Origin of the sequence: Stenotrophomonas sp. 169, assembly GCF_014621775.1 — a bacterium.
Classification (GTDB): domain Bacteria; phylum Pseudomonadota; class Gammaproteobacteria; order Xanthomonadales; family Xanthomonadaceae; genus Stenotrophomonas.
On sequence record NZ_CP061204.1, the window covers coordinates 822,159 to 845,863 of the forward strand.

General features: G+C 66.5%; 17 protein-coding genes. 10 read left to right on the plus strand and 7 right to left on the minus strand.

Annotation, left to right across the window (positions count from 1 at the left end; genetic code table 11):
* Positions 1-47 precede the first annotated feature (47 nt).
* Positions 48-548, plus strand: coding sequence for a 2-amino-4-hydroxy-6-hydroxymethyldihydropteridine diphosphokinase (gene folK / locus ICJ04_RS03475; RefSeq protein WP_188326167.1), 501 nt, complete (start codon positions 48-50; stop codon positions 546-548).
* Between the two features lie 373 nt (positions 549-921).
* Here folK and ICJ04_RS03480 read toward each other — a convergent pair whose 3' ends face one another.
* Positions 922-1,659, minus strand: a complete 738-nt coding sequence (locus ICJ04_RS03480) for a pteridine reductase (RefSeq protein WP_188326168.1) — start codon at positions 1,657-1,659, stop codon at positions 922-924.
* Positions 1,660-1,716: 57 nt separating this feature from the next.
* On the opposite strand from ICJ04_RS03480, the gene ICJ04_RS03485 reads away from it, so the two are divergent.
* Both ICJ04_RS03485 and ICJ04_RS03490 read left to right on the plus strand, forming a co-directional pair.
* A complete protein-coding gene (locus ICJ04_RS03485; RefSeq protein ID WP_188326169.1) occupies positions 1,717-2,901 on the plus strand; it encodes an SAM-dependent methyltransferase in 1,185 nt (394 codons plus the stop codon).
* Complete coding sequence (locus ICJ04_RS03490; protein ID WP_188326170.1) at positions 2,898-3,284, plus strand: VanZ family protein; 387 nt, start codon at positions 2,898-2,900, stop codon at positions 3,282-3,284. The genes ICJ04_RS03485 and ICJ04_RS03490 overlap by 4 nt, the downstream gene beginning before the upstream one ends.
* A 57-nt stretch (positions 3,285-3,341) precedes the next feature.
* Here ICJ04_RS03490 and ICJ04_RS03495 read toward each other — a convergent pair whose 3' ends face one another.
* The 4 genes from ICJ04_RS03495 to ICJ04_RS03510 all read right to left on the minus strand — a co-directional run bounded on the left by ICJ04_RS03495 (position 3,342) and on the right by ICJ04_RS03510 (position 10,027).
* Positions 3,342-3,614 (minus strand): hypothetical protein, encoded by a 273-nt coding sequence (locus ICJ04_RS03495; RefSeq protein WP_188326171.1) that lies wholly within the window; start codon positions 3,612-3,614, stop codon positions 3,342-3,344.
* Positions 3,615-3,769: 155 nt separating this feature from the next.
* Positions 3,770-6,112, minus strand: a complete 2,343-nt coding sequence (locus ICJ04_RS03500) for a family 20 glycosylhydrolase (RefSeq protein WP_188326172.1) — start codon at positions 6,110-6,112, stop codon at positions 3,770-3,772.
* Positions 6,113-6,220: 108 nt separating this feature from the next.
* Positions 6,221-8,842 (minus strand): TonB-dependent receptor, encoded by a 2,622-nt coding sequence (locus tag ICJ04_RS03505; protein WP_188326173.1) that lies wholly within the window; start codon positions 8,840-8,842, stop codon positions 6,221-6,223.
* A 165-nt stretch (positions 8,843-9,007) separates the two neighbouring features.
* Positions 9,008-10,027 carry a glucokinase family protein gene (locus tag ICJ04_RS03510; protein WP_188326174.1) on the minus strand — a complete coding sequence of 340 codons (1,020 nt, stop codon included), beginning with the start codon at positions 10,025-10,027 and terminating at the stop codon, positions 9,008-9,010.
* 363 nt (positions 10,028-10,390) lie between these two features.
* On the opposite strand from ICJ04_RS03510, the gene ICJ04_RS03515 reads away from it, so the two are divergent.
* The 7 genes from ICJ04_RS03515 (at position 10,391) to ICJ04_RS03545 (ending at position 20,223) form a co-directional block, all read left to right on the plus strand.
* Positions 10,391-11,680 (plus strand): sugar MFS transporter, encoded by a 1,290-nt coding sequence (locus tag ICJ04_RS03515; RefSeq protein WP_188326175.1) that lies wholly within the window; start codon positions 10,391-10,393, stop codon positions 11,678-11,680.
* A gap of 42 nt (positions 11,681-11,722) precedes the next feature.
* Positions 11,723-12,790 carry a LacI family DNA-binding transcriptional regulator gene (locus tag ICJ04_RS03520; protein ID WP_188326176.1) on the plus strand — a complete coding sequence of 356 codons (1,068 nt, stop codon included), beginning with the start codon at positions 11,723-11,725 and terminating at the stop codon, positions 12,788-12,790.
* An 8-nt stretch (positions 12,791-12,798) separates the two neighbouring features.
* On the plus strand, positions 12,799-13,827 hold the full coding sequence (locus ICJ04_RS03525) for an SIS domain-containing protein (RefSeq protein ID WP_188326177.1): 1,029 nt from the start codon (positions 12,799-12,801) through the stop codon (positions 13,825-13,827).
* The gene (gene nagA / locus ICJ04_RS03530) at positions 13,827-14,975 is read left to right on the plus strand and encodes an N-acetylglucosamine-6-phosphate deacetylase (RefSeq protein ID WP_188326178.1); all 1,149 of its coding nucleotides are present in this window, start codon (positions 13,827-13,829) and stop codon (positions 14,973-14,975) included. The genes ICJ04_RS03525 and nagA overlap by 1 nt, the downstream gene beginning before the upstream one ends.
* Positions 14,972-16,039 carry a heparan-alpha-glucosaminide N-acetyltransferase domain-containing protein gene (locus ICJ04_RS03535; RefSeq protein WP_188326179.1) on the plus strand — a complete coding sequence of 356 codons (1,068 nt, stop codon included), beginning with the start codon at positions 14,972-14,974 and terminating at the stop codon, positions 16,037-16,039. The genes nagA and ICJ04_RS03535 overlap by 4 nt, the downstream gene beginning before the upstream one ends.
* A 208-nt stretch (positions 16,040-16,247) precedes the next feature.
* Positions 16,248-19,412, plus strand: a complete 3,165-nt coding sequence (locus tag ICJ04_RS03540) for an autotransporter outer membrane beta-barrel domain-containing protein (protein WP_188326180.1) — start codon at positions 16,248-16,250, stop codon at positions 19,410-19,412.
* A 376-nt stretch (positions 19,413-19,788) separates the two neighbouring features.
* On the plus strand, positions 19,789-20,223 hold the full coding sequence (locus ICJ04_RS03545; protein ID WP_188326181.1) for an SseB family protein: 435 nt from the start codon (positions 19,789-19,791) through the stop codon (positions 20,221-20,223).
* A 1-nt stretch (position 20,224) separates the two neighbouring features.
* Here ICJ04_RS03545 and ICJ04_RS03550 read toward each other — a convergent pair whose 3' ends face one another.
* Positions 20,225-21,451 (minus strand): multifunctional CCA addition/repair protein, encoded by a 1,227-nt coding sequence (locus ICJ04_RS03550; protein ID WP_188326182.1) that lies wholly within the window; start codon positions 21,449-21,451, stop codon positions 20,225-20,227.
* Positions 21,452-21,581: 130 nt separating this feature from the next.
* On the minus strand, positions 21,582-23,561 hold the full coding sequence (locus ICJ04_RS03555; protein ID WP_188326183.1) for a transglycosylase SLT domain-containing protein: 1,980 nt from the start codon (positions 23,559-23,561) through the stop codon (positions 21,582-21,584).
* Positions 23,562-23,705 lie beyond the last annotated feature (144 nt).

Genomic DNA, 23,705 nt, shown 5'->3' on the forward strand with positions numbered 1-23,705 from the left:
CTGCCGTTACGAAGGCATTATCTCCTCCCCTCCCTCTGATGGATCGCATGACCACCGTGCTACTGAGCCTGGGCAGCAACATCCAGCCCCGCCGCCACCTGCATGCCGCTGTCGCGGCCCTGGCCGCACGTTTCGGCAAGATTACCGTGTCGCCCGCCTACCGGATGGCGGCCGTGGGCTTTGATGGGCCTGCTTTCATCAACAATGCGGTGGCGATCAATACCGACCTGGACCTGGATGCGCTGGATGCATGGGCCCATGCGCTGGAAGACGAACACGGGCGTGATCGCAGCGGACCGCGGTTTTCCGACCGGACGCTGGACATCGACGTGGTGTTCTACGGCGACCTGATCGTCGAGGGCCCGGGCCATCTGCGCATTCCGCGGCCCGAGCTCAAGCATGCCTTCGTGATGAAGCCGCTGGCCGATATCGCGCCGACCTTCGTTGACCCGGTCAGTGGCCTGACCCTGGCCGCCCTGTGGCGTGCCCACCGGCAATACGACGAAGCGTTTGATGTCGTGGAACTGGGTTCCGACGACGGAGCGTAATGCTGCGCTCGGCGGACTCCGTCCGTCACCGCGGGGGCGGACCCAGACCGCGCTGCGCGTGTGCTGTAGCGCCGAGCCACGCTCGGCGGATGCCGTCCGTCACCGCGATGCCTGACGCAGGCCGCGCTGCGCGCTCGCCGAGCACGGCTCGGCGCTACCGGGAACTGGGGGCTCGGCGGATGCCGTCCGCCAGCGCGATGCCTGGCCCAGGCCGCGCTGCGCGCTCGCCGAGCATGGCTCGGCGCTACCGACAGCGGTGCGTGTGCTGTAGCGCCGAGCCACGCTCGGCGGATGCCGTCCGCCAGCGCGATGCCTGACCCAGGCCGCGCTGTGCGCTCGCCGAGCACGGCTCGGCGCTACCGACAGCGGTGCCTCAGGACAGCGTGCGCCCACCATCCAGCCGCAGCGTGTGCCCGGTAACGAAGCCCGCATCGGCGATCAGCCAGCGAACGGCCTCGGCGATTTCTTCAACGGTGCCGATCCGGGCCAGGGGCGTGCGCGCCAGCAGGGCTTCACGGGCAAAATCATCCTTGCCGCTCTCCGGCCACAGGATCGCGCCAGGCGCCACGGCATTGACCCGCACCTTCGGCGCCAGCTCCAGCGCCAGCGAGCGCGTGGCCATCTCCAGCGCGGCCTTGGCCATGCTGTAGGCCGGATGGTCGCGCATCGGATCGGTGGCGTGCAGGTCGGTCAAATTGACGATGCAGCCCAGGCTGCGGCGCAGGTGTGGCGCAGCCGCCTGGCCGAGCAGCAGCGGTGCCCGTGCGTTCACTGCGTACAGTTCGTCGATGGCCTCCGCTGTGATCTGCCCCAGCGGGGTCGGGAAGAACGTGGAGGCATTGTTGACCAGCGCGTCGAGCCGTCCGAAATGGGCCACGGCCTGCTCCACCAGATCCGGCAACGCCTCGGCATCGCGCAGGTCGGCCTGCAGCGCCAGCACGCTGCCCGGACGCGCCAGTTCGAACGCGAACGCCAGCTGCTGCAGTTCGTCACTGGAACGATGCGCATGCAGGACCACCCGATAACCCGACTGGTGCAGGTGACTGGCAATGGCCGCACCAATGCGGCGTGCGCTGCCGGTGATCAGGGCAACGGGGGCGGTGTCGGTCATCGGGTACTCCACGGCTCGGCTATCCTGTGCACCATTGTCACCGCAATTGAAGACGCCATGCAGTCCACGATCCCCCTGCCCGAAGCCGATGCCCTGGCCCACAGCGAACAACTGGCCGCCGCGCTGCGCGAAGAGATCCGCGCGCAGGGCGGGGCGATGCCCTTCTCGCGTTTCATGGAGCTGTGCCTGTATGCACCGGGCTGGGGGTACTACAGCGCCGGTGCCAGCAAATTCGGCGCCAGTGGCGACTTCACCACGGCCGCCGAAATGGGCGGGCTGTTCGCCGCCACGGTCGCCAATGCGCTGGCCCCGGTGTTGGGTCAACTGGGCCCACAGGCACGCCTGCTCGAACTCGGCGGCGGCAGCGGCGTGTTTGCCGAAGCGGTGCTGCTGCGACTGGCGGAGCTGCAGGCATTACCGGCGCGCTACGCGATCCTGGAACCCAGTGCAGACCTGCGTCAGCGTCAGCGTGAGCGCCTGCAACAGAATCTCCCAGCGGACATCGGTAGCCGGGTGGAATGGCTGGACCGCCCCTTCGATGACGACTGGGAAGGCGTGGTGTTCGCCAACGAAGTCATCGATGCGCTGCCCACACCGCGCTTCCTGATCCGCGATGGCGAGGTGCATGAGGAAACGGTGCAGCTGGATGCGGACGGGCAGTTCATACGCGGCGCACAACCGGCCGACATGCTGCTCAGCGGTGCCGTGCGGCACCTGGAACGCTACTTGGATGCCCCTTTCGCCGAGGGCTACCGGTCCGAACTGTTGCCGCAGCTGCCCTACTGGTTGCAGGCGGTGGCCGGCGGTTTGCAACGCGGCGCGATGTTGTTCGTGGATTATGGTTACACCCGGCGCGAGTATTACCTGCCCGAGCGGGACGATGGAACGGTGCGCGCCTTCTACCGCCACCATGTGCACAACGATGTCTACCTGTGGCCCGGGCTGCAGGACATCACCGCGTCGGTGGACTTCACCGCCATGGCCGAGGCGGGCCTGCATGCGGGTTTCGATCTCGCCGGTTACTGCAGCCAGGCCAGTTTTCTGCTCGGCAATGGGTTGGATCAGGTGCTGACCCTGGCCGACGAGCGTACCGACGAAGTGGGGCGTGTGCAGCTGCGCGAGGAAGTGAAAAAACTCACCTTGCCGAGCGGGATGGGCGAACGTTTCCAGGTCATCGGCCTGCAACGGGACATCGACTTCGAACCCGCCTTTGAACTGGGTGACCTGAGCTGGCGGCTGTGAGCAAGACGTGGCTCAAGCCGCTGCGCCATCCTCGTTTCTGGCTGGCTGCCTGGTCGGTCGCCGTGCTGACGGTGATCGTGGTCTGCCTGATTCCGCCGCCCCCGCTGGCGCTGCCGCAGGGCAGTGACAAGGTGGAGCACTTCCTGGCGTACTTCCTGTTGGCAGCCAGTGCCGTGCAGCTGTTCAAGCGGGGACGTGCATTGACGTGGGTAGGCGCGGCCCTGGTGCTGATGGGCGTGGCGATCGAGATTGCCCAAGGCGCGCTGACCCAGACCCGTATGGCCGATCCGGCCGATGCGCTGGCCAACACGATCGGCGTACTGGCCGGCATGACCACGGTGTTGACGCCGTGGCGCGACCTGCTGCTGCGCCTGCGCGGCTGAGGCGGACGCTGGCAGCGCGATCCTGCCTGGCAGCGTGCGCCCCCTCCAGTTGCTGGCTCAGATCACGCAGCCTTGGGAAATGGTGATGGTGACATTCTCGCCATCGCGGACGGCGTCTTCGATCGTGAAGAAGTCGGTCGTTGTGCCGGACAAGGAATCGCATTCTGCCCAGGCCTGCAGCTTGGCCTGGTTGACGACGTCGTAGTAATGGAGATACGGACCGTAGGCGGTTCCGTACAGCATTCTGGTTTCTGCTGCCTCAGCGCTGCCCACCGCACTGAACGTGGATACACAGGCAAGCAGCAGCGTGCCGAGGATGGTCTTGTTCATTGTTTTTTCCAGCGTGTTGGAGCGGCGGAAATACCGCTCCAACAGCCTGGATGAAGGGGGCTGCCACATCTGTCAGCGCTTGCCGCGAATGCGCGGGCCGAAAGTGCCTTTCTGGCGTAGCGATCAAACTACGCCGCAGCGCTACTGGCTTGCCGTCATTCGGCCAGAGTTACTTCGTCCAGCACCCACATCGCCGGACGGGTGTCGCCGGTGAAGTTGATGCACAGATCGCCCTTGCCGGTGAGCCGCTTGGGCAACGTGGCGTCCAGGGTGACGAATCCATCGGCGCCCAGGCTGGCGGGCAACGGGACTTCGGCAAGCGCCGGCCCGCTGCAATCGCCGCGACGGATTTTCATCTCGCCGTGTGGGCGCGTGGCCGCCTCGAACTTTCGCTGTGGTTCGTCATGGGCCAGTTGGAAGTAGTACGGGATGCGGCCGGCGCGGACCTTCAGCGTGCGGATGCCGGTGAGGTCTGCATCGGCCCAGCGCCAGCATGGAGTGAAGATGTTGACGTTGAACACGGCGCGCGGGCCATCGGCCGGACCATCATCTTCCAGCCGCAGCAGCAGCTGTCCGGGGCCGGGGCAGGTCAGCAGTTCATCATCGCGGCGGGTCAGCAGCGATCGGGCGGTGTAGGCCGTTTGGGTCGGTGCAGCCGCGAGCGGCTGGCCGTTGAAGAAGGCAGCCGCCTGCACGGTGACCGGTACGGTGGCCTGCAGCGGCGATGTGTACAGCGTCGCGTCGGCATTGACCGGCTGGCCATCGGTGCGATAACGCACCTCGTAGCCCAGTGGATTTGCCAAGTGGACCTGCACGCTGCCGCTACGGCGGTCGTCCTGATGGTCCACCGTCACCTCGAAGGGCGTCTGCGCATAGGCCAGCCCCCACGCGCGGTAGCGTTCCAGCTGTGCGGGCAGACGGGCCAGGAAATCGCGGAAATCACGTTGCTGCACTGGGCTCCAGCCGGTTTCGGCAACGGCGGCCAGGCGCGGGAACAGGTTGTGCTGCAGGCGCGCAGGGGTGCGCGTGTGCTCGGTGAACATGTTGGCCTGCAGTCCCAGGATATGGTGCTGCTTGTCCGCCGCCAGCGTGGCCGGGACCGGTTCGAAAGCGTAAGTGCGTGCCAGCGTGGTCAGCAGGGGCCGACCCGGTGGTTCGTTGGGCGATGCCGTCTGCAGGTAGTCCATGTACATGTCGGTGACCGGCGACATCACCACATCGTGGCCTTCGCTGGCCGCCTTCAATCCCCCTTCGGTGCCACGCCAGGACATCACCGTGGCCTGCGGCGGCAGCCCGCCTTCGAGAATCTCATCCCAGCCGATCAATCGGCGGTCGTGCTGTTCCAGGAAGGTCTCCAGGCGCTTGATCAGATGGCTCTGCATCTGCATTTCATCGGTCGCCCCCAGTTCCTTCATGCGCTGCTGGACACGTGCCGAAGCGATCCATTGGTCCTTTACGGCCTCATCGCCGCCGACGTGCACATAGGCCGCCGGGAAGAGGTCGATCACTTCCTCCAGCACGTTTTCCAGGAAGATGAAGGTGCTCTCCTCGGTGTTGAACAGATTCGGGAACACGCCCCATTCGCTCAACGGCTGCAGCGGGGTGTCCAGTACGCCCAGTCCCGGATACGCGGCGATGGCGGCTGTCGCATGCCCCGGCACGTCGATCTCCGGGATCACCTGGATGTGCAGCGCCGCGGCGTAGGCGATGACCTCGCGGATCTGCTGCTGGGTATAGAAGCCGCAGTATGGACGGGGGGCGCCGGTGACCGCATCGTGTCCGCCGTCGCCGGCCGGGATCCGGCAGCTGCCGACTTCGGTCAGCTTCGGGTAGCGCTTGATCTCCATGCGCCAGCCCTGGTCATCGGTGAGATGCCAGTGGAAGGTGTTGAGCTTGTGCGCGGCCATTGCATCAAGCACCTGCTTGATCTCGTCCAGGCTCTGGAAATGGCGTGCCGAATCGAGCATCAGTCCACGCCAGGTGAAACGGGGGGCATCCTCGATACGCACCGCGGGCACCAACCCGTTGCTGCCACCGGTGGCGAGCTGCGCGAGCGTAGTGGCGCCATAGAACAGGCCGGCTTCGCTGGTCGCCCGCACGGTGATGCCGCGGGCTGTGGATTCCAGTACATAGCGCTCATCCGGTGTCGCCGGCAGACGCGTGGCCGGGGCGCTGCGGTCCAGCACAAAGCGCACGCCGCCTTGGGCGGTGACCTTGCCCGGCACCAGCGTGGGGCCACCACTGCGTGCAAGCAGATCAGCGAACTGCGCGGCCACGCGCCGTGCGGCGGTTCCCTCGGCCTGCAGGGACGTCGCGGCGGTGATCGTAAAGCCCTCGCCGGTGGTGCGATGCACCTGCGCCGGGGCGGGGATGACCATCACGCTGCCGCTGCGCAGTTGCGGGCCGGGTGCGTTGTCGATCGCGGGTGGGTCGTTGGCCAGTGCCATCGGCGCGAACGCCATGCTCAGCAGCAGCGGTGCCAGGGATACCAGACGCATCAGAACAGACTCCTGTGAAGGGCGACCTGCGGGGCGTCGCCGTTTTTCCAAACCCCCTCATGCAACGGGCCCGGATGACCGGGCCCGTTGCGAGGGAACAACGTCAGCTTAGAACTTGAAGTGCACGGTCGCCATGTAGCGGCGGCCGCTCTTGTACTTGCCCGCCAGGTGCTCCTTGTCGCCGAGATACTGGAAGTAGGTCTCGTCCAGCAGGTTCTGCGCGTCCACGTTGAGCGACCAGTTGTCGTTGAACGTATAGCCGATGCTGGCGCCCAGTTCGGCGTAGTCGTCCACGCTTGCCGGTGCCGCACCCGCGACGTAGCCACCGGCCAGGTAGCTGTCACGCCAGTTGTAGGTCAGGCGTGCGTTGAGCGGGCCCTTCTCGAAGTACGGGCTGAAGGCAATCGAGTTGCGCGACTGGTAGGGCAGCGGATCGCCGCTGTTGTTCTCGCCGTTGGCATAGGTGTAGTTGGCGGTCAGGCCGAAGCCGCTGTCGCCGAACGGCTGCTGCAGGCTGAGGTTGAAGCCCTTGACGTGGCCGCTGCCGGCATTGCGCGGACGCTGGATGCTGTAATCGCAGTAGCCATCCACGGCGCAGCCGTTGGTGCCGACCACACTGGCCCAGGTGGTGGGCGAGGTATCGCGGATCGAGTTGTACTGACGCTCGATGGTGGCGGAGGTGTCGATGTAGTTGTCGATCTTCTTGTAGAACACCGACCACGCAGCGACCGCCTGCGGCGCGTAGTAATACTCCGCCGATACGTTGAAGTTCCAGGATTCATACGGCGACAGTGCAGCGTTGCCGCCGGAGCCGGTCAGCTGGGTGTCGTTGAGGAAGGTGTTGTTGACCATCTGGTTGTACGGCGCCCAGGCGATCACCTTCGCGGCGGAGAAGCGGAACACCCAATCGCTGTCGGTATCCCAGGCCACGCTCAGCGAGGGCAGGACGAAGTCTTCCTTCTTCGTCTGCGTCTGCCACTTGCTGTCCAGGTCGGTCAGGGTAGGGGTGCCGCCGTAGACGAAGCCGCTGCCCTGGGTCTTGGAGTCGACGTAGCGCACGCCGACGTTGCCGCGCATCGGACCGTTGGAGAAGTTCAGCTGTGCGTAGGCCGCGTTGTTGGTCTGCTCCAGCGCCCAGCTGTTGTTGAGGTAGCTGGACGGATCGGGGTTGGCGAAGTCCAGCGGGCTGCCCTTGACCCAGGCGAGCACGTTGTCACGGCCGACCTGGATGTGGCGAGCCTGGTCATCACCGAAGCCCTGGATGTCGGTCAGGCCGATCGTGCCGACATCGACCAGGTTGCCGGTACGCACACCGCCGTACACGTTGAGCTCGAAGTTCTCTTCATGCTTGCCGTGGCGCACGCCGAACTGCAGCTGGTTGAAGATGCTGTCGAACTGCACATTGAAGTCCAGCTGCGCGTAGGTGTCCTTGCTTTCGGTGGCGAACACACCGTTGTTGCCGAGCCAGCCGCCCGGTGCGCCCCAGTTGGCCGGGTCGCGTGCAGCGGCCGGATCATCAAAGCTCAGCCCCTTGTCCAGGCTCCAGCCGTAGGCCCCGTTGTAGACGGGCTCGATGAAGTACTGCGCCAGGTTCTTGTTCTCGGACTTGCTCTGGCCCGCTTGACCGCTGACGCCCCAGGTCTCGCCTTTCCAGGCACCGCGCAGGTCCAGGCCCTTGGTGGTGACTTCGGATTCGCGCACGTTGTTGTCATAGATGACCGTGCCGCTGGTGAGATCGCTGTTGGCCCCGGAATGGCCCGTGGTGGCGACCCCGTTGCGCACGCCGCCCAGCGTATCGACCGCGTTGCGCGTGCCATCGTTCCAGGTCAGGAAGGAGTACATCGACTGGTTGTAGTTGTCGAAGTTCTCCTTGATGTACAGGCCGCTGAGGTTGAACTCCAGGTCTTCGTTCGGCTTGAACTGCAGGTTCACCACGGCACTGTCGCGCTTGCGTTCCTGCTGGAACCACGCCGCGTTGATGGAGTTGGGCACGTCCACGTCCGGCGCCACACCGGTGGCGTTGGGGAAGCTGCTGGCCTTGGCGTAGCCGAACACTTCGGTGCCCTGGCGGTCGACGGATTCTTCATAGTGCTGCGCGGATACCGCGATGCCGAAGGTCTCGTCATCGGTCTTCCAGCTGTAGAGTGCTGCCGCGTTCGGCTTGCCCTCGCTGGCCTGCTGGCTGTAGCTGTAGCCCACCGAGGCGGCGACTTCATTCTTCTTCAGGTCCAGCGGCTGGCGCGTGTGCATCAACACGGTGCCGCCCAGGCTGCCTTCGGTCAGGCGTGCTTCGGAGGATTTGATGATCTCCGCACGGCCGAGGATCTGCGGCGACAACAGGGTGTAATCGAAGCCGCGATTGGGCTGCTCGCCGTACAGCCAGATTGCCTGCGCGACGGGGTGGCCATCCAGGAAGGACAGGTTGAGGCTGGGATCGGTGCCATCGATGCTGACCCGCTCGCCCTGGCCGAAGCGGCGGTCCAGGGTCACGCCCGGGATCTGCGACAGCGCTTCAGCGACGTTCGTGCTGGGGAACTTGCCGATGTCCTCGGCGGTGATCGCTTCGGAGATGCCTACGTTGTTGCGCTTGGTGTCGAGCGATTTCTCCAGGCTGGCACGGATGCCGACCACGGTGATCGTGTCGAGGTCCTGCGGGGTCTGCTGGGCATGGGCGGCGAAGGCCAGGCAACTGACGACGGCGGCCGAAAGTACGGACTTGCGGGTATTCATGATGTCTCTCCTCATCACTCGATGTTCGCCTCGTCGGCGCGTGGTTGCTGCTGTCGTGCGATCGCGCCGCGGCCGGCGTGATCGGGTAGTCCGGGTGGTGCGTACGGCGTGTTCCGGTGCTGCATGTTCGGTGCTGCCTGCACGCGCCTGCGCGCGCTGCAGCGGTCAGCGGGATTGCTGGCCCAGGTACCAGCTCGCGGCGCCGATCACGCCCAGCTGGCCGTGCTCGACCACCTTCACCGGGATCCGTTGCAGCGCTTCGCTCATCGGACCCTTGTTGAGATAGCGCGCGACGAAGGTGCTGGCGCGCAGGAAATCGCGGATCTGCGGCAGGATGCCGCCGGCGAGGTACACCCCGCCGTGGGCGCCATACAGCAGGGCCATGTCACCGATGGTGCTGCCGAGCAGTCCACAGAAGACTTCGAGCGCCCTGCGTGCCTGCGCATCGGTGCCCGCCACCGCAGCGGCCGTGACGGCGTCGGGCGTGCGCAGTGTGGCGGGCTGGCCTTCCACGGCGCACACCGCGGTATAGAGGTTGATCAGTCCGGGACCTGACAGGGCGTGTTCCACCGACACATGCGACCGTGCGCGCAGCATGTGGCGCAGGATCGCCATTTCCAGTTCATCGCTGGTGGCAAGGCTGGCCTGTCCGGCCTCAGTGGCCAGGACCACCGGACCATGGGCCGTGGGGATCCAGAGCGCCGCACCCAGCCCGGTGCCGGGCCCGACCACCAGGGTCGGTCCGCGCGGCGCGCTTTCGGGTCCACACAGGTGAAGCACGCCACTGGCATCCACCTGAGCGGCGGCATGGGCGACGGCTTCGAAATCGTTGACGATATGTACGTGCTGCACGCCGGTATCGGTCTCGAGCTGGCGCGCCGACAGCGGCCACGGCACATTGGCGGTGATCACCGTGCCGTCTTCGCGGGCGTAACCCGCAGTGGCCACAACGCAATGAGCGGGGCGGGTACTGTCGCCGAGGAAATCCGAAAGAATGGCAGCCAGTCCCGGATGGTCGACGTTGCGGTACTTGCGGTAATCCAGCAGACGGACCGGATGGGCGTCGTCGCCGCTGGCCTGCACGCGGGCCACCCGTACATGGGTTCCGCCGACATCTGCGGCCAGGAAGCTCGGCGCAGCGCTGGACAGCACGTGGGCGGGGGCGGGATGGCTGGCAGCGGTCACGCGGGCTCCTGCAGGGTGCGGATCGAGAATGACCCGCGGTTGAAGCGGAATATGGCGCTCTGTTGACAACGATGTCAACGAGCCTGTGAATATTTCGTTGCTGCGCTGCAAGAGATTGTTTTGACCGGAAACGATTACATTGCTGGCAGGCAGCGGCGGGGGAAGCGCCTTCCACATCAGTGGCACAGGGCCTTCTACGTATTCAGATCGAAATCATGTGTCGCATGTGGCGCTGCAGCATCCGGGGGGCAGCAGCGCGAGCAAGTTGACAAATCCCCCGCGCTCGTCGAAAGAATGTGACAACGTTGTTCCCAGCCATTCGTCGACGACGCTGACCGCGGCGTCGCAGCAGGAGCCTTGCCGATGTCCGCCGTCCCCGCTGCACCTGCACGTACCAGCGTCACGACCTCCATCGCCATCGTCGGCGTCCTGTTCTTCCTGATCGGTTTCTTCACCTGGCTCAACGGACCGCTGATCACCTTCGTCAAGCTGGCCTTCGAGCTGGACGAAGTCGGCGCGTTCCTGGTGCTGATGGTGTTCTATCTGTCGTACTTCTTCCTCGCCCTGCCGTCGTCGTGGATCCTGCGCCGCACCGGCATGAAGAAGGGACTGAGCCTGAGCCTGCTGGTGATGGCGGCCGGCGCCGCCTTGTTCGGCGAGTTCGCCACGCAGCGCTGGTATCCCGGTGCGCTGGGCGGCCTGTTCGTGATCGGCAGTGGGCTGGCGCTGCTGCAGACTGCGATCAATCCGTACATCAGCATCCTCGGGCCGATCGAGACGGCCGCCCGACGCATCGCGATGATGGGCATCTGCAACAAGATCGCGGGCATGCTGGCCCCGCTGCTGATCGGCACTTTGGTGCTGCATGGGATAGGGGATCTGTCCACTGCGGTGGAACAGGCGGACGCGGCGACCCGCGCGACCTTGCTGAACGAGTTCGCTGCGAAGATCCATGCGCCTTACCTCGGCATGGCGGCGCTGCTGGTGGTGCTGGCGGTGGCCGTGCTGTTCTCGCCGCTGCCCGAGCTGAAGACCGCTGAAGCCAATGCCAGTCCCGCCGGCAAGGGCGGCGTGGAGCGCAGCAGCATTTTCCAGTTCCCGCACCTGTGGCTGGGCGTGCTGTGCCTGTTCGTCTACGTGGGCGTGGAGGTGATGGCCGGCGATGCCATCGGCACCTACGGCCATAGCTTCGACCTGCCGCTGGACCAGACCAAGATGTTCACCTCGCTCACCCTGGGCGCGATGCTGGTGGGCTATGTGGTTGGCCTGCTGCTGATTCCCAAGGTGGTCTCGCAGTCGCGTTACCTGAGCATCTCCGCCTGCCTGGGCGTGCTGTTCTGCCTGGGGGCCTACTTCACCCACGGCTATGCCTCGGTGGCCTTCGTGGCCCTGCTCGGGTTCGCCAACGCCATGATGTGGCCGGCCATCTTCCCGCTCGCCATCCGTGGGCTGGGACGCTTCACGGAAACCGGATCGGCGCTGCTGGTGATGGGTATCGCCGGCGGCGCGATCATCCCGCAGGCCTTCGCGGTGCTGAAGCAGCATGCGGACTTCCAGCTGGTGTTCCTGCTGCTGATGGTGCCGTGCTACCTGTACATCCTGTTCTACTCGGTGATCGGCCATCGCGCCGGCCTGCCGCGCGATGCGGCCTGATCGGCGATCATGGACGCACCAGACCAACCGCGGGGAACGGCAATGCGCAGAGCGACCATCAAGGACGTCGCCGAAAAGGCGAAGGTTTCGCTGAAGACCGTATCGCGTGTCATCAACAACGAACCATCGGTGATGCAGGCCACCCGTGCGCGCGTGCTGCGCGCCGTGGCGGAACTGGACTACGAGCCCGATCCGTCGGCGCGCAACCTGCGCAGCGGCACGACCTTCGTGGTCGGGCTGGTCTACGACAACCCCAATCCGTACCACATCATCGGCGTACAGAACGGCGTGCTGGCGGCGTGCCGGGAAACCGGCTTTGGCCTGCAGATCCATCCCTGCGACTCCAGCTCGCCGATGCTTGCCGAGGAGCTGGCGGACTGGGTGGCGCGTTCGCGGCTGGCCGGACTGGTGCTGACTGCCCCGATGTCCGAGCGCCGCGACCTGGTGCAGGCACTGACCGCGCGTGGCATCAAGCTGGTGCGCATCATCGCGGCCACCGAAGACCCGGCCGATGGCGCATGCGTGTTCGTCGACGACCGCGAAGCGGCCTATGAGGTGACCGAGCACCTCATCCAGCTGGGCCACCAGCGCATCGGTTTCCTTTGGGGTGGCAGTTCGCACCGGTCCTCGGTGGAGCGGCACGCCGGCTACGAAGCCGCACTGAAGGACTACGGCATGACCGTGGACAAGCATCTGGTGGTGCAGGGCGATTACACCTTCGACGACGGATTCCGCGGTGCTCGGCGGCTGCTGGCGCTGCGTGAACCGCCGACGGCGATCTTCGGCTCCAACGACGAAATCGCGGCCGGCGTGCTTGCCGCTGCAAAGTCGGCTGGCATGAACGTGCCTTACGATCTGTCGATCGCCGGATTCGAAGACAGTCCGTTCTCGCGGCAGTCGTGGCCGCCGCTGACCACGGCCAAACAGGCCACCGAGGACATCGCCCGCCACGCCGCGCGCCTGTTGATCGCGCAGCTGCGCAGCGACGCCTACGACGACACGCCGTCACCGCTGCACAACCAGGGCTTCGTGCCGCAGCTGGTGGTACGCGGATCCACTGCGCCGATGCGTCCGTCGGCAACACGCACCCTTCCTTCCGATCCTCCCTGAGTACCGTCATGACGCTGCCCGCACCTGCCGACACCCTGATGTTCCGTGAAGCCGCTGAAGCGGCGGAAGTCATCGCCGCCCAGTTCGCGCGCAACCATGGCGTGATGGAGTCGCTGGCTGCCAGCCTGCGCCAGTCGCCGCCGCCATTCGTGGTGACCTGCGCGCGCGGAAGCTCGGATCATGCGGCTACCTACGGCAAGTACCTGCTGGAAACCCAGCTGGGGGTGGTGGTGGCCTCTGCCTCGCCGTCGGTCGGGTCGGTGTACGCTGCGCCGTTGCAGCTGCGTGGCGCACTGTTCATCGTGATCTCGCAGTCCGGCAAGAGTCCGGACCTGCTGCGCAACGCGGAAGCGGCCAAGGCCGCAGGCGCGCGGGTGGTGGCGCTGGTCAACGTGGAGGATTCACCGCTGGCGCAGCTGGCCGATACGGTGATCCCGCTGCATGCCGGCGCCGAGCGCAGTGTTGCGGCCACCAAGAGCTATCTGGCCTCGCTGGCCGCGCTGCTGCAGCTGGCGGCGTACTGGAAGCAGGACAGCGCGCTGCGGGCAGCACTGCAGGCATTGCCGGATGCACTGCGCAGCGCCTGGCAGGCGGACTGGAGTGCGGTGACCGATGGCCTGGTGGAAGCCAGCAATCTGTTCGTGCTGGGGCGCGGCCTGGGCCTGGGCGCGGCGCAGGAAGCGGCGTTGAAGTTCAAGGAGACGTGCGGGCTGCATGCAGAAGCCTACAGCTCGGCCGAGGTCAAGCATGGCCCGATGGCGTTGGTCGGCCCTGGCTTCCCGGTGTTGGCCTTTGCCCAGCCTGACGAGACCGGCGCCGGTACGCGTGCGGTGGCCGATGAATTCGCCGCGCGTGGCGCGCAGGTCTGGTTGGCCGGTGCCGGCGGCGAGTTGCCGGTCGCGGCAGCACCGCATCCCCTGTGCGCCCCGCTGCTCACGGTGCAGAGTTTCTACCGCGCGATCAACGCACTGGCGCTGCGCCGCGGGCACAACCCGGACCTGCCGCCGCATCTGAACAAGGTCACGGAGACCGTCTGATGAAACAGGTGCTGCGCAATGCCCGCATGCTGGTGGGCGATGAGTTCCGCGATGACCTTGCCGTGGTGCTGGAAGCGGGCCGCATCACCGCCGTGTTGCCCGACGCGGCACCGTCGCTTGGCCATGCCGGCGAGCAGGTGGACCTGCAAGGGGGCTGGCTGCTGCCCGGTTTCATCGACGTGCAGGTCAACGGCGGCGGCGGCGCGTTGTTCAACAACACGCCGGACGTGGCGACACTGCGCACCATCGCTTCAGCTCACCGGCGTTTCGGCACCACTGCGTTACTGCCCACGCTGATCAGTGATGATCTGGAGGTGATGCGTGCAGCGATCGCGGCTACGCATGACGCCATTGCGCAGGCAGTGCCAGGCGTACTCGGCATCCACCTGGAAGGGCCGTACATCGCACCAGCACGCAAGGGCACCCATGACGCCAGCAAATTCCGCGTGCCCGATGCCGATGAAATCGCCTTGGCCGCCTCGCTGGACAATGGCGTCACCCTGCTGACGCTGGCCCCGGAGAGGGTGCCGCTGGAGACCATCCGCGCGCTGGTGGAGCGTGGGGTGATCGTCGCGGCCGGGCATACCGCCGCCAGCTACGAAGAAGTGCGTGCCGGGCTGGATGCCGGCATCCGCGGCTTCACCCATCTGTACAACGCGATGTCACCGCTGCAGGGGCGCGAACCCGGTGCGGTCGGGGCGGCACTGGAAGACCGCGACAGTTGGGTCGGCATCATCGTCGACGGGGTGCACGTGCACCCGGGCAGCCTGCGTGTGGCGCTGGCTGCGAAGCCGCGTGGGCGCCTGCTGCTGGTCACCGATGCCATGCCGCCGGTGGGTGCGGCCGAGCCCAGCTACGTCCTGTACGGCGAAACCATCACCGCCATCGAGGGGGTCGTCCGCAATGCAGCGGGCTCGCTTGCGGGGTCTGCGCTGGACATGGCGACGGCCGTTCGCAATACGGTGCAGCTGCTGGGCCAGCCATTGGCCGAAGCGGCCCGCATGGCATCCACCTATCCGGCGCAGTTCCTCAACGTGGATGATCGGATGGGGCATATCGCGGAAGGATTCCAGGCCGACCTGGTGGTGCTGGATGATGCGCTGCAGGTGCGTGGGACCTGGATCGCCGGGCAGTACGAGGCCGCATGAGCACTGGCGCGGGCCCGCGCCTTGCGTCGATCGACGCGCTGCGGGGCCTCACCGTGGCGGCGATGCTGGTGGTCAACAATCCCGGCAGCTGGGACCACGTCTATGCGCCGCTGCTGCATGCGCAGTGGGACGGGTGCACGCCCACCGATCTGATCTTCCCGTTCTTCCTTTTCCTCGTCGGCGTGTCGATGGCCTTCAGCGTGGTGCCCCGTGCGGCGCTGCCGGCGGCGCGTCCCGCGTTGGTGCGCGGCGTGCTGCAACGTGCAGCGCGCATCCTGCTTGCCGGTGCCTTGCTGCATGCGCTGGCGTGGTGGCTGCTGGACCTGCCGCATTACCGCCTGTGGGGCGTGCTGCAGCGGATCGCCCTGTGCTCCGCGCTGGTGGGGGTGCTGGTGGTGTTCGCGCGGCCGGCCGTGCAGTGGATCGCGCTGGTGCTGCTGCTGGCGGTGTATGCGGCGCTGCTGCTTGCCGCGGATACGCTGCAGCCCCTGCTGGATCCGGCCAGCCGACTCGATACTGCGCTGTTCGCCCCGTGGGTGTACCAGTGGCATCCCGACAGCGGGCGGGGCCACGATCCGGAGGGGCTGCTGAGCAGCATGGGTGCGTTGGCGACTACCTTGCTGGGCGTGATCGCCGGTGGTCTGTTGCGATCGGGTCGCCGCAGTGCCTTGCTGGCAGTGGGGTTGGCCAGCGCGGTGCTGGGCGTCGCCGGAGCGGGCGCACTGCCCTTCAACAAAGCGTTGTGGACGCCGACCTACGTTCTGTGGAGCGGTGGGCTCGCAACGCTGCTGTTGCTGGTCGCCCACATACTGGTGGACCGGCGGGGATGGCCGGCCGTGGGACGGCGGTTCGGCGTGAACGCGATCACGGTGTATCTGGGGGCATCCGTGCTGTCGGTCGTATTGGGCGCGACGGGTGCGTGGGCACGTGCATGGCAACTGATGCGTGATGCGTTGCCCACGCAGCCCGCGTTGGCCTCGCTGCTCGTCGCGTGTGGTTTCGTGGGGGCGTGGTGGGTCGTGGCGTGGTGGCTGGATCGTCGACGCATCTACGTCAAGATATGAAGTGATTCACGCGTGTGCGCGGCGCGTGAGCGTTGATGGTTTTCACAGTGTCCATGCATAACAGGTCCCAGTTTAAGGTCCGTAAAGGTACTGAGCGGTCATCGACGGCCGCAGGGCCCTGACACGTAGGGTCCACGCATGTGAACTCAGGTTCATCGGCACTGCCACGTTCCTCGTAGCTCGTTCATTCCCCCGTTGGAGACGTCCTATGCAACGTTCCGCGCGATCGCCCCTCTTCCTGTGCATTGCTTCTCTGCTGACACGGCGCGCGTTCGCCGGTACGGCGTTGCTGGTGGCGGCGCTTCCTGCAGGTGCCAACTGTGTGACGACGGGTACCACCACGGTCTGCGATGCCACTGTGCCGAATCCGTGGACCTCGACGGTGGGCAGCGGCGATGGTGGGCCCGACGACAGCCGCACGGTGGAGGTGCAATCGGGTGCAGGCGTTGTGGTCGGCAATGCCAACGCGGTCAGCTTCGCCGGGGTGGGTAATGTGCTGAGCAACAGCGGCTCCCTCGCCGCCACCAACGCGGTGGCGATCGGGTTCAACAACAGCACCGGGCGCAACCGTGTAGTCAACACCGGCACCGGCGTCATCCAGGCCGACGGCACCGCCATAGCGGCCGCCGGCGGGGGCGCGCTGGACTTCATCAATGCAGGTCTGGTGACCGGCAATGTCGTGCTCGGTGCCGGCGATGACCTGCTGGATCTGTCCGGGCGCATCGACGGCAGCGTGGACCAGGGCGCAGGCAACGATACGGCGATTCTGCGTGCCGGCGGGACCCTCACCGGGGCCCTTGCACAGGGCGCCGGCAACGATCGGCTGGAGGTGCAAGGTGGCGTGGTCAATGGTGCCACTACGCAGGGCGCGGGCGACGACACCGCCGTGCTGAGCGCAGGCACGCTGGCCTCGCTGGACCAGGGCGACGGTGTGGACAGCCTGCAGATCAGCGGTGGCAGCGTCACCGGGACGGTGCAGCAGGGCAACGGCACCGACAACTTCCTGATGACCGACGGCACCCTCGGCGCCTTGCTGCAGGGTGACAACTACGACTCCTTCCGCATGACCGGTGGCCGCATCATCGGTGCGTTCGAGGACGGCGACTACGCCGAGATGACCGGTGGGCGCATCGGCCGGGTCAACATGAAGCTCGACAACAACGTCTTCGACATGTCCGGCGGCACCATCGACGGCAACCTGGTGGCCGGCTTTGGACGCGACACGATCATCCTGTCCGACGGTTATATCGGCGGCAACATCAGCGTCAGTGGCGGCGATGACAGCGTGACCCTCACCGGTGGCACCGTGCGCGGCGAGATCCGCATGAGCGTGGGCAACGATACGCTGGACTGGAGCGGTGGCGGGGTGGTGCATGACCTGATCGACATGGGGGTTGGCGACGACACGGCAACCCTCACGAACCTCAACGAATCCCATCTCGGTGCGGTCCCGCGTCTTGACGGCGGCGTCGGCGTGGATGCGCTGGTGATGGACAACGTCAAGAGCACCGCCGTGGCGCGCTACGCCGGTTGGGAGAGCTTCGCGCTGCGCAACGACAGCCAGCTGACCTTCGATGGCACGCTGGTGCTGGGGGACATCGGAACGACAACCGGTACGCTGGATATCGATCCGACCAGTGCGTTGTTCAGTAGCGGTGCGAACGGCATTTCCGCCTTTACGGCGGGAGCACTGGCGACGCTGATAAACGCCGGTCGCATCGACATGAGCAGCAATGACGTCGCCGGTGATGTGTTCACCGTCAACGGTAATTACACCGGCAACGGCGGCGGCCTGTATCTCAATACGGTGCTGGGCGATGACAGTTCGGCCAGCGATCGCCTGGTGGTGTCTGGTGGCACCGCCAGCGGCACGACCGGCATCGGTGTATTCAATGCCGGTGGTGGCGGCGCGGCGACTGTGGCCGATGGCATCCTGCTGGTGCAGGCAAGCAATGGTGCAACGACCACGGCCGATGCCTTCGCCCTGTTCAACCCGTTGTCTGTCGGCGCGTACGAGTACTTCCTGTTCAAGGGCGGGGTGAATGCCGGGACAGGTGAGAACTGGTATCTGCGGTCCACCATCGTGGCGAGTGCAGATCCCGCACCTGCGCCGCCGCCGGTGACGCCGCCGCTGCCCGAGCCGCCGCCGCCGGAACCGATCGGTGCGCCGCCACCGGTGTTGCCGCCCGCACCGCCACCGCCGCCGGATGTCCCGGTGGATCCGGGCACGCCGGATCCGGATCCGGTCGCGCCGGAACCTGCGCCGCCACCGCCGCCTGCTGAGCCGGCGCCGGTAGCGCCTCCGGTCCTGGAGACGCCGCCCGCGGTGCCGGATGAGGTGGCCGTGGTACCCGGCCCGCTCGCTTTGCCGCCTACGCCCGGCGCGCGCCCTTCGCAGGCTGCCGTCACGCCCATCTACCGGCTTGAGACACCGGCCTACGCGGTGGTGCCGTCGTTGCTGCGTACCGTCTCGCAGGCCTCGCTGGGCACCTTCCACGAGCGGCAGGGTGAGCAGCGGTTGCTGGTGGGTCAGGGTGCGGCGCGTGGCGCGTGGGGCCGGTTGATCGGCAGCAGCGAGCAGCAGCACTGGAACGGTGACGCGCTGACCGGCTTTGACGGTGACCTGCAGGGCCTGCAGGCGGGTATCGATCTGTATGCCAGTGGCGACGAAACCTTCCGCAGCCAGTGGGGCGTGTTCGTCGGGCGCACCCGCGCCACGGGCCGCATCACCGGACTCGCACTCGGGTGGGAGAACGTCCAGGTTGGCCAGACGCGGTTGGACGACAAGCACGTTGGGCTGAGCTGGACCGGTGTGGGATCTGCCGGCGGCTATCTGGACGCGGTGGTGATGCAGAGCCGCTACCGCGGTGAGGCGTGGTCCACGCGCGGGCTGGGTATCGACGTACGCGGCGACGGCACCAGTGCCTCGCTTGAGGCAGGCAAGCCGCTGCTGCGGTTCGGTCAATCAGCCTGGTGGCTGGAGCCGCAACTGCAGGTGATCTGGCAGCGGCAATCGCTGGACGACGCAGCGGATGCGGTGGCGGCGATCGGTTTCGGTGCGGACACCGCATGGACCGGGCGCATCGGCCTGCGTATTGCCGGCGATTACGGACTGGCGGACAACGGCTGGCAGCCGTACTTCAAGCTCAATTACTGGAAGACCCTGGACGGCGCTGACCGCGTGGACTTCGGCAGCAACCGCATCGTGGCCGGGCAGGAGACCAGCGCATGGGAAGTCGGTGTGGGCGTGGTCGGGCGCTTCAACCGCAACGTGAGCGCGTATGCGGTCGCGGACTACACCCGCGACCTGGAAGACCGCAATCGCGAAAGGAAGAGCGTAGAGGGCAACATCGGCCTGCGGTTTGACTGGTAGGGCGGGTTCCTGCCCACGCAATCTCCGGTAGAGCGCCTATCCGGTAGAGCCGACTTCAGTCGGCTGGGGCCTGCGCGCATTGCAACAGCAGCCGACTGAAGTCGGCTCTGCCAGGTCCCCACGGCCAGATCCCCGCGACCGGATCCCCGCGACCGGATCCCCGCGACCAGACCCCCACGGCCAGATCGCCACGACCAGATCGCCACGACCAGATCGCCACGACCAGATCCCCGCGACCAGATCGCCGCGACCAGATACCCACGACCAGGTCCCCGCGCCTGGGGCGGTGGCTGCGTCGTTCCACAGGATGACAACGTCACGGCCTGCTAAAGTTGCGGCAACGATCACGCGTGACCGCACGCAAGCAGGAGTAACCGTGGAAGCCGAAGCCCCCTTTGAACCACTGAACGAGCTGGAAGTGCGACTGCTGCAGGCCCAGGACGGGACGCTGCAGGCCCCGGAATTCCTGGACAGCCTGCTGGCGGACCAGGTCTTCGTGCTGCTGGACAAGCCGGTCGGCCCGGACGCCGACTGGGATGAGTCGATCAACCCGCTGGTGCTGACCAGTGAAGGCGATGAGCCGATGTTCGCGATCTTCTCCGCCGTCGAACGTGCCAGCGCCTGGAGTGAGCAGTTGCCGCAGTTCGAGAATGCGCTGCAGGTGGAAATGCGCTGGTTGCTGAGCGCTATCTCCGACGGTGTGGGCATCGTGCTGAACCCGGGCTACGACATCGGCATGGAGATGATCCCCGATGCGGTCACCCAGTTGAAGCAGCGCGCCGACGCGTTCACCCGCGGCGAAGCGCGCTGAGTCAGCCTCGGCGCGCGCCCGCGATCGCGGCGATGCGTGCCCTGGAAAGGGCCTGGCCGATGGCGGGGCCCTGCAGGTCGGTGGTGTCGAGGTCACGCGCCTGCACCGACAGCGCCGCCCGGTGAAGCCGGTTCAGCGTCTCCCCTTGGGGATAATCGCTGTCCTCGAAGCCCAGTCGCCCGCGTTTGTCCGCTTCGCAGCACAACGCGATGCGGGCGATGCGTTCGGGCCGCCGCAGCGTATCGCAGCGACCCAGCAGCTCCAGCACCGTGGCATCGCGCAGCTCGTCGATGCGGTGCACGTTGAGGTGCTCGCGGCACACCGCTTCGGCCAGTTGCTGGTGCTCGGCGGGGATCTTCAGGCGTGCACACAGGGCCTTCAGCGGCTTGACGCCGCGCTGTTCGTGCATGATGTGGCGCGGCCATTCTTCCGGCGGCGTCAGGCCTTTTCCCAGGTCATGGGTCAGGGCCGCGAAACCGACCAGATCATCGCCGGGTGCCAGCCGGGCGGCCATGTCGCTGACCATTTCCTGATGCACGCCGGTGTCTACTTCAGGATGGTATTCCGCGCGCTGCGGGACACCGTACAGGGCCTCCAGCTCGGGCAGGATCGGGCCCAGCGCATGCGCATCGTGCAGGGTGCGCAGGAACGCGGAAGGGCGTTCGCACGCCAGCGCACGACGTAGTTCCTGCCATACGCGTTCCGGCACGAGGGCATCCAGTTCCCCACTGGCCGCGACCTCGCGCATCAGCGCCATCGTCTCTTCCGCCACGCTGAAGCCCAGGGGGGCGAAGCGCGCCATGAAGCGCGCGGCACGCAGCACGCGCAGCGGATCTTCGACGAAGGCCGGGCCAACGTGGCGGAGCACGCGCTGCTCGATGTCACGCACACCGCCATAGGGGTCGACCAGCGTGCCGCTGTCTTCATCGCAGGCAATTGCGTTGATGGTGAAATCGCGGCGTAGCAGGTCTTCTTCCAGCGTCACCGATGGATCGGCGTCGACCACGAAGCCGCGATAGCCGCGTCCGGATTTGCGCTCGGTCCGGGCGAGCGCGTACTCCTCCGCACTGTCAGGGTGCAGGAATACGGGGAAGTCGCGGCCCACGGCACGGAAGCCCTGGGCCTGCATGTCGGCCGGCGTGGCACCGACGACCACCCAGTCCCGGTCACCGGCGGGACGCTGCAGCAGGCGGTCGCGCACCGCGCCGCCGACGAGATAGATCTTCATGACCCCATGATACGGTGGGTTCGGCGCAGGTAGTAACCGCTGCTGGCCGCCACGCTTCCGTTGTGGGTGCTTCCCGCTGCGCTCGCCGAGCATGGCTCGGCGCTACCGGTCATCGCGGCGTGCGGCGCGATCAATCCGCCTTGGCACCCGCTGCAGCGGTGCAGGTGAACTTCTTGCGGGTGTCCACCAGCTTGCCCATCAATCGATCACTGAGCGGCAGCGCATCGCCATTGAGACGCCAGTCGTAGATCACGCTGAAGGCCAGCACGCGGGCGACGTACTCGCGGGTTTCCTTGTAGCTGATGGTCTCGATCCACAGGTCAGGATCGAAGCCGGGCCGCTGGCCCTGCCAACGCGCGGTGGGCGTGGGGCCTGCGTTGTAGGCGGCGATCGTGACGTAGGGCAGGCCGTCGTACTTGTTCATCAGCTGGCGCAGGTACGCAGTGCCGATGGCGATGTTGGTGTCCGGGTCGTACAGGCTCGACGCGCCGCCGTAATTGGTCAGGCCGATGCTCTTGGCGACCGCTGCGCCGGTGGCGGGCAGCACCTGCATCAGGCCCATCGCATTGGCGGGAGAGCGTGCGTTCGGGCTGAAGATGCTCTCGGCGCGGATCTCGGCAGCCACCCAGGCGGGATCGATGGCGTTGCGCGATGCCTCGCGGCGGATGCTGCCATCGTGGTGCAGCGGGAAGCGCAGGTGATACAGGCGCTGCTCGTCGGGCTGCTTGCCCAGCGAGAACACGGCCCGGTCGAACCACCCGTTTTCCTGTGCCACTTCCACCGCCAGTCGGCGCTGGGTGTCATCGAACTTGGCCAGCGCACTGTTCCATTCGGCCGTTGCCCAACTGGCGCGGTCGATGCGGTACAGCTCCATGGCCCGCACGATGGCCGGGTCGCGCGACACGGCGGCACGTGCCGAGGCACTGTCGTTGGGCTTCCAGGGGCACAGCATGTAGGGCTGCTGCAGCTTGTCGGCGGCCAGGAAGCCATGGAAGGTCGGCGAGCTGGCGGCACGCGCGAACACGGCCTTGGCCTGCGCGGCCTGTCCCGTTTTCTCCAGCATGCGTGCTTCGAAATAGGTCCAGCGCGAATCCGCACGCTGGGTCGGGCCCATCTTGCGGATGGCCGCCAACGTCGCCGGCCAGTCACCGCGCGACATCGCTTCACGTACGCGCCATTCGTGCAGGCGTTCGTCATAGGCCGAATCGGGCACCGCATTGAGGCGACGCGCCGAATCGGGCAGGTACGACGCCACCGTCCACAGGGCGATCTGGTACCGCACCTGCGCCTGCTGCTCCGCACTCAGCCCCAGCGCCTGCGCATACTGCGGCAACTGTTGCTCGGTGGCGTCCGGGTTGGCTTTCGCCAGCTTTTCCAGGCCATCGGTGGCGATGCGTTTGCTGCGCTCGTTGCGTGGCCAGTTCAGTGCCTTTGCATTGGGCGAATCGACGAACGCGGCGTAGTCGGTCGCCAGCGCCAGATCGGCCGCGGGCAGACCGCGGGCCGCACTGCGCATCACCGCCGGCTGCTGGGCATCGGCCGCCGCATCGATCCGTTCCCAGCGCAGTGCATCGCTCAGCCCGCCCTGTGCCTGCAGCGCGGTGAACACGGCATCGCAGCCATCGGGCAGCGCCTTGCCGTTCTTGCGCCACAGTTCCTGCGCTTCACTGGTCCACTGTGCGTCGATCTTGCCGGTGGCCTGGCGGGCGCTCAGCTGCGCGCAGCGCAGCCCGGTGTTCTCGGTGGGCGCCCAGTTGGCGAGCAGGGTCGCCCAGTCCTGGCGGCGCGCTACAGCGGGCAGCCATACGCTGCGGAAGGTCGTGGCCACGGCTTGGCCGTCATAGCGTTTGAGGAACGACTGCGCCTGGTCGTTGCTGACCGTTTCGATGTTGCGCCGCAGGTTCGCGTACTCCAGCCACCCATACGCCGGGTTGCGGCTGAGCGTGCCGGCCTGGGCCGCGTTGAACTGGCCGCGCTCGGCATCGGTGATGGCCGCCTTCAGTTGGGCGCGCTGGGCGTCGCTGGATTGGGCGGAAGCGCTCGGTACAACGGCACACAGCAAGGTGGCCACGGCGAGCAGGGACAGGGCAGGGGAAGGATGTCGAGTCATGGTCCCAGCATAGCGGTGGAAGGCTGAATTCAGTTTCGCACACGCTGCATGCAGGCACTTCAACGGGCGTTTGCAGCGACCGTTCATGCGCATTCGGCTTTGTGCAATCCAAGTGAAAGCGAGGCGTGGATCACTTCAGCCGCT

Excerpts from the sequence above, each read along its gene's own strand:
- ICJ04_RS03520 (WP_188326176.1), top strand. The coding sequence starts at position 11,723 with ATGCGCAGAGCGACCATCAAGGACGTCGCCGAAAAGGCGAAGGTTTCG.
- ICJ04_RS03555 (WP_188326183.1), bottom strand. The coding sequence starts at position 23,561 with ATGACTCGACATCCTTCCCCTGCCCTGTCCCTGCTCGCCGTGGCCACC.
- ICJ04_RS03525 (WP_188326177.1), top strand. The coding sequence starts at position 12,799 with ATGACGCTGCCCGCACCTGCCGACACCCTGATGTTCCGTGAAGCCGCT.
- ICJ04_RS03540 (WP_188326180.1), top strand. The coding sequence starts at position 16,248 with ATGCAACGTTCCGCGCGATCGCCCCTCTTCCTGTGCATTGCTTCTCTG.
- ICJ04_RS03515 (WP_188326175.1), top strand. The coding sequence starts at position 10,391 with ATGTCCGCCGTCCCCGCTGCACCTGCACGTACCAGCGTCACGACCTCC.
- ICJ04_RS03500 (WP_188326172.1), bottom strand. The coding sequence starts at position 6,112 with ATGCGTCTGGTATCCCTGGCACCGCTGCTGCTGAGCATGGCGTTCGCG.
- ICJ04_RS03535 (WP_188326179.1), top strand. The coding sequence starts at position 14,972 with ATGAGCACTGGCGCGGGCCCGCGCCTTGCGTCGATCGACGCGCTGCGG.
- ICJ04_RS03480 (WP_188326168.1), bottom strand. The coding sequence starts at position 1,659 with ATGACCGACACCGCCCCCGTTGCCCTGATCACCGGCAGCGCACGCCGC.
- nagA (WP_188326178.1), top strand. The coding sequence starts at position 13,827 with ATGAAACAGGTGCTGCGCAATGCCCGCATGCTGGTGGGCGATGAGTTC.
- ICJ04_RS03485 (WP_188326169.1), top strand. The coding sequence starts at position 1,717 with ATGCAGTCCACGATCCCCCTGCCCGAAGCCGATGCCCTGGCCCACAGC.
- ICJ04_RS03505 (WP_188326173.1), bottom strand. The coding sequence starts at position 8,842 with ATGAATACCCGCAAGTCCGTACTTTCGGCCGCCGTCGTCAGTTGCCTG.
- ICJ04_RS03495 (WP_188326171.1), bottom strand. The coding sequence starts at position 3,614 with ATGAACAAGACCATCCTCGGCACGCTGCTGCTTGCCTGTGTATCCACG.
- ICJ04_RS03550 (WP_188326182.1), bottom strand. The coding sequence starts at position 21,451 with ATGAAGATCTATCTCGTCGGCGGCGCGGTGCGCGACCGCCTGCTGCAG.
- folK (WP_188326167.1), top strand. The coding sequence starts at position 48 with ATGACCACCGTGCTACTGAGCCTGGGCAGCAACATCCAGCCCCGCCGC.